Source organism: Microbulbifer okhotskensis (assembly GCF_023895975.1).
Classification (GTDB): Bacteria; Pseudomonadota; Gammaproteobacteria; order Pseudomonadales; family Cellvibrionaceae; genus Microbulbifer; species Microbulbifer okhotskensis.
Genome location: NZ_JALBWM010000190.1, coordinates 1 through 4,344, shown reverse-complemented (window position 1 = coordinate 4,344; position 4,344 = coordinate 1). Strand labels below are relative to the sequence as shown.

At 55.5% G+C, this 4,344-nt stretch carries 9 protein-coding genes; 3 read left to right on the top strand and 6 right to left on the bottom strand.

Features of this window, described 5'->3' with window-relative positions; all coding sequences use genetic code 11:
- The 5 genes from MO867_RS20820 to MO867_RS20800 form a co-directional block, all read right to left on the bottom strand.
- On the bottom strand, positions 1-853 hold an 853-nt coding region (locus tag MO867_RS20820), incomplete at its 3' end, for a DDE-type integrase/transposase/recombinase (protein ID WP_252472682.1).
- Positions 850-1,059 carry a hypothetical protein gene (locus MO867_RS20815; RefSeq protein ID WP_252472680.1) on the bottom strand — a complete coding sequence of 70 codons (210 nt, stop codon included), beginning with the start codon at positions 1,057-1,059 and terminating at the stop codon, positions 850-852. The genes MO867_RS20820 and MO867_RS20815, both read right to left, overlap by 4 nt.
- Complete coding sequence (locus MO867_RS20810; protein WP_252472678.1) at positions 1,056-1,877, bottom strand: DUF3102 domain-containing protein; 822 nt, start codon at positions 1,875-1,877, stop codon at positions 1,056-1,058. The genes MO867_RS20815 and MO867_RS20810 overlap by 4 nt, the downstream gene beginning before the upstream one ends.
- A gap of 3 nt (positions 1,878-1,880) precedes the next feature.
- The gene (locus tag MO867_RS20805) at positions 1,881-2,180 is read right to left on the bottom strand and encodes a helix-turn-helix domain-containing protein (RefSeq protein WP_252472676.1); all 300 of its coding nucleotides are present in this window, start codon (positions 2,178-2,180) and stop codon (positions 1,881-1,883) included.
- A complete protein-coding gene (locus MO867_RS20800; RefSeq protein ID WP_252472674.1) occupies positions 2,177-2,677 on the bottom strand; it encodes a hypothetical protein in 501 nt (166 codons plus the stop codon). Before MO867_RS20800 ends, MO867_RS20805 begins: the two co-directional genes overlap by 4 nt.
- A 113-nt stretch (positions 2,678-2,790) precedes the next feature.
- On the opposite strand from MO867_RS20800, the gene MO867_RS20795 reads away from it, so the two are divergent.
- Positions 2,791-3,138 carry a hypothetical protein gene (locus tag MO867_RS20795; protein WP_252472672.1) on the top strand — a complete coding sequence of 116 codons (348 nt, stop codon included), beginning with the start codon at positions 2,791-2,793 and terminating at the stop codon, positions 3,136-3,138.
- A gap of 88 nt (positions 3,139-3,226) precedes the next feature.
- On the top strand, positions 3,227-3,370 hold the full coding sequence (locus tag MO867_RS20790) for a hypothetical protein (RefSeq protein ID WP_252472670.1): 144 nt from the start codon (positions 3,227-3,229) through the stop codon (positions 3,368-3,370).
- 59 nt (positions 3,371-3,429) lie between these two features.
- Here the strand turns inward: MO867_RS20790 and MO867_RS20785 are convergent, their stop codons facing one another.
- The gene (locus MO867_RS20785; protein ID WP_252471761.1) at positions 3,430-3,654 is read right to left on the bottom strand and encodes a DNA-binding protein; all 225 of its coding nucleotides are present in this window, start codon (positions 3,652-3,654) and stop codon (positions 3,430-3,432) included.
- An 85-nt stretch (positions 3,655-3,739) separates the two neighbouring features.
- On the opposite strand from MO867_RS20785, the gene MO867_RS20780 reads away from it, so the two are divergent.
- Positions 3,740-4,180, top strand: a complete 441-nt coding sequence (locus MO867_RS20780; RefSeq protein WP_252472667.1) for a helix-turn-helix domain-containing protein — start codon at positions 3,740-3,742, stop codon at positions 4,178-4,180.
- Positions 4,181-4,344 lie beyond the last annotated feature (164 nt).

The following is a 4,344-nucleotide window of genomic DNA, read 5'->3' as shown; positions in this document are numbered from 1 at the left end:
AGGGTTGGCCCGGCAAATTCACCTGCAGCTGCACACCCAGCGCCCGGCAGAGATTTCGAAATACCGCCCCGGTGTTAGCACTACCGGGGTCCACCATCACCATGCGCGGAATACCGTGGAAAGGATCATCGCCACCGCGCTTTTGCGTTGCCGCGATAAAAGCCTCCACCAGGTTTTTGCCGCTCTCCGCACCCAGCACGTAATGCACATAGATCACGCCGCTGGTGTGATCGGTAATTACATAGCGCCAGACCCGCTCCTTTTCGATGCGGCGAATATTGGCCGGCTTGTTCTTATAGAATTTGGTTTCATCCATCACCTGCAGACACTGGCCGGCCTTGCTCGGCAAATAAAAGAGCACGCACAGCGACGGATCTATTTGCCAAACATGGTTCGGGTGTTCAGAGCGCAAATGGGTTTTAGGAGTGGGCCGGGAAAGCTGGTCCGGGTGCAGCGCATAGCGGCGCAGCGCGCGGCCAATACTGGCCGCACACAAAGGCATAAACTCCCCGGTTTCCTCATCGGTGCGGCCCGCAGCGATCACGCCGTTAGAGCGCAGTACCTCCACCGCATCCTCAATGGAGGAAAGGCGCTTGCCCAGCTTGCGACGGCTTTCCATCAGGTAAGCACTGATCTTGCGCGCCTCCTCCAATGTCAGCGCACTCGCCCCCGCATCGACACGGCGCTTGCGCGCCGGTGCCACAATTACCTGCTTTAACTGCCGCTGCAGGGTGGCCACACTGATGCCCATCTCTGCCGCTGCAGCCGCATAAACCGGGCCTTTCTTTCCGTGACCCGCCGCTTGGGCGTCGGCGGCCACAGCCTGCAGGCGCTCAAGCAAGGCCGGATTCATTGGGCCACCCCTTCAGTCAGTTCTGCCAGCCGTGCTGTAATGGCTTCGGCTACCACTGGCTGCAATCCCTGAACACCCAGCGCTGTGCGGCACTGTTGCACGGTGAATTCCTCCACCATTTCCAAGCGCTCTTCCACGGAGTGGCAGAAAAAGGGCTGACCGCAGAGGCTGCCGGTGTAAAAAGGGTTTTGCTCTGGAGTCATCATGCCGCCACCTCCTCATCACTCTCTGCCTCCCAGGGCGCTGCACTTTCACTGCGGAAAACCCCCAGCACTTGCCGCACTTCCTGTAAGGCATCCTCCAGCTGATCCAATTGGCCAGCCATCCAACTGTCCACGCTGAATTGGTGAATATCCGCATGGTCTTTCACCTGGGTCAGCGCCTGCACCACCTGACCCAGCAACAGCGCCTCCACCTGGTAACAGTGGTCCGCCGCTTCTGCACGGATTTGCTCGCTTTCCTGATCCGGGGGAATTTTTTTAATGCGTTTTTTCTTGGTGACCAACTCATCGAGCTTTTTATTTTTATCGGCAATAACTGAGTCTTTAGCCTCGTTGTCTGCGCGGGCATCGCGCAGGGCCAAGCGCAATTCACGGGTGCTCATGCGGTCGATATCATCTAAATTCAGCCCGGCAATGGTTCCGCCTTCATCCAGCGCCGCCAACTCCTCATCGTCCTCCAGCATCAACTCATACAGCTTGCTTTTACCCAGCTGTCCAAGTGCTTTGGACTGTTTGGCTAACTTAGGAGAAAGGTATTTGGCCGCAGCTTGCATCATGCGTCGGGCGACCCTCTGGTTCATGCCCAGCTGCTGTTCAATAATTTCCTGGAATTCTCCGTGGGGCTCATGCTCTCGAACTACGATTAAACGGCGGCCCGCTTCCAGCATCGCCTCGGCACTCTGTGCCAGACAGAATCGGGTCTCATTGACCAGGCGCAGCCGATCATAGGGTTGGCCATCCAAATACAGCTCGGTAATTTCGCGCGAATGCGCCTGGTGTTCGACAATCGCTTTCCTGCTCATAGATCACCTTTGTGCGCCGGCTAACACACGGCGGTTGATTTCATCGATTTTTTCCTGCGCCCGTTGCATCTCCAGCGCGTGCCGCTGGGCGATTTGCAACATGCCCACACTCAACGCAAAGCGGCCGTCCTCGCGTTTTTCTGCCAACCCCTCATCAATCAACGCGGCCATAATTCGCGTGATAGCGCTGGCATTGAGGTCCGTAGCCTGGACTAGTTGCTGGTTGCTCAGCCCCGCCAGGGTGTGGCCCTTTAGAGCCTTTAAAACCTGCAAACCCTTATGCAGAGCCGTGGTACTGCTCATTCCTCATCCCCCAAATCCAATGGCAATTCCGGTGTGTGGAACTCCTCTACGTTGCGGTGGTGGTGGGCCAGGCCCTCCATCGCCTTTCTAAGTTCCGCCAGCGTTTCCGCCACATCCGACTTGCCGTTATAAAATTCGATTAATGTGGTAATCGCGCTGCTGATTTCTCCCTGTAGGGTTAAAACATCCGTGGCCGAGGCGGCTTTACCGCTGGGGATTTTCACCACCAGGTAACCACTTGATGCAGCCAGCCAGCGGCTCACAAAGTCACAGCCGCATACCCGCTCATAAGCCGGGATCATTACCGCCGGCATACGGCCGGTTTGAATCCATTTGTACAGTGCCCAGTGATCCGCCAGTCCCATGCCCTCGGCAATGCGCTCCACGCTCAGGTTGTGGATGTCCTTCGCGTAGTCTTTGCACCACTCCAGTGCCTGGCGCAGATTGGTGGCCACCGCTTTATTCCAACGGCGGCGTTTCCAGGCTTTGCTGGTCATTGGAAACCCCCGAAATCAGCCCTTCCAAACAAAGTTCTGTCCTGCATCTGGTGCAACGCTGTTGCGTTATGTGTAAATAACGGCATCATTCGCACAACTCATGGAGAATGCTTGTGGCGCTTACCCAGGAAGACATGGCAACCATCACCCAGCTGATCCGCGCAGAAACTGAACAGCTGCGCGCCGAATTAGACGCGGTAGACGAATGGGCCAACGGCCTATTCCTTGCGCTGAAAGACGTCCTGACACCGTTGCTGAAACGTCATCCAGAGGTGGCTGCGGAACTAGCCCCCCGCTGGCAAAAGGTCGTGGAGGAGTTTCACCGTACTGAGGGCGGCCGGCTGGAGGCGCGCAAGATGCTATACAGCCAACTGGCGCTTGTGAGTGTTTGGCCAAGCGTGGACTCTTCGGCCTTTGCCGAAGAGCCCATAAAGCGAACTCGCGGGCCTCATCCTCGCTGAGCAAGCACTTGCCGTTCTTGCGGGTGGACTCAATCCGAAGGGCCCGAACCGTCTTGCCGATCGGGCGGGCATCCGGGACAAATCCGTAGTGGTCACGCTGCGGAGCTTGCGCTCGCTGCCATTGGGCACCGTGCTCAGTGGCCAAGCGGCAGCACACCCCTCTATCGGTGTGCAGTACTTCCAAAAGGTCACCGGGTTTGGTGCCGGGCACCAGGTAAATGCAGTCGTCTAGTTGAAAAACGCCATCGGCGTTGATACGGCGGAGTTTTGTGGCTCTGTCCATAGGGCCTCCTAAGCTGCGGTGGATTGACTGTCGGTATCTGGATCAGCTTTGATGCCGAGCGCCACAGCGATTTCATGGGCACGGCCATAACTGGCCTTGTCGAAAGAATTGAGAACGCGGTAGACCGCATTGCGCCGGTAGCCCCGTTCCTCTGCCCATTGGGTAATAGTCAGGCCCTGGGCGCGGAACTGCGCCTTAACCTGGTCTGGGGTCAGTAACTCTTGGTCGGCCATGCCGGTGGCCCTCCTTGTTGCTGAATGATGTTGTGTGAATGTGTGATTATTATGTGCAATATATTGCACTCTGTAAAGGGTTTATATGAAAAATATTGCAATAGGAGTGCAACTCAAGGAGGAGCGTGAGCGCCTGGGCTATACACAAGCAGACTTTGCTGAGCTTGTTGGGGCGTCAAAAAGGAGCCAGATTGGCTGGGAAAAAGGAGAGCGTTTTCCTGATGCTAGCGCCTTGGCTGGCTGGGCCGAGAAGGGAGTGGATATTTTATATGTGGTGACTGGTGAGCGAGCCAAAGAGATGAGTGAGCTTCCAGCTGACGAACAGTTGATGCTAGATAGTTACCGAGAATTAGGAGCTGCCCAGCGTAAAGCTCTGCTAGCCCAATTACTGACAGGTAATATTGGCACTGTTCAGGAGGAGGCTCTCAGTCATTCAGGTAGCAAACGTGTGACGGTAAAAGGGGAAGGTAACCGGGTTGCAGCTCATGGAAATTATTTTGAGCACGGAAGAAAGGAAAAGAAGTAAGGTCTTTCAATCAAACCGCTCAGCGCTGAGCGGTTTGATTTTCTAAAAAATAGCTAGATAGATTCATGCGTCTTTGCCTAGCCTAACCCAAATTCCTTAATATCTCGTACGAGGGTGTTCAAAACTCTGTGTCAGCTAAACGGTTTATAGGCTGATGTATTTCT

What these genes read in the sequence shown, in the direction of transcription:
- MO867_RS20805 (WP_252472676.1), bottom strand. Translation starts at nt 2,180, where the DNA reads ATGAGCAGTACCACGGCTCTGCATAAGGGTTTGCAGGTTTTAAAGGCT.
- MO867_RS20810 (WP_252472678.1), bottom strand. Translation starts at nt 1,877, where the DNA reads ATGAGCAGGAAAGCGATTGTCGAACACCAGGCGCATTCGCGCGAAATT.
- MO867_RS20785 (WP_252471761.1), bottom strand. Translation starts at nt 3,654, where the DNA reads ATGGCCGACCAAGAGTTACTGACCCCAGACCAGGTTAAGGCGCAGTTC.
- MO867_RS20780 (WP_252472667.1), top strand. Translation starts at nt 3,740, where the DNA reads ATGAAAAATATTGCAATAGGAGTGCAACTCAAGGAGGAGCGTGAGCGC.
- MO867_RS20800 (WP_252472674.1), bottom strand. Translation starts at nt 2,677, where the DNA reads ATGACCAGCAAAGCCTGGAAACGCCGCCGTTGGAATAAAGCGGTGGCC.
- MO867_RS20815 (WP_252472680.1), bottom strand. Translation starts at nt 1,059, where the DNA reads ATGATGACTCCAGAGCAAAACCCTTTTTACACCGGCAGCCTCTGCGGT.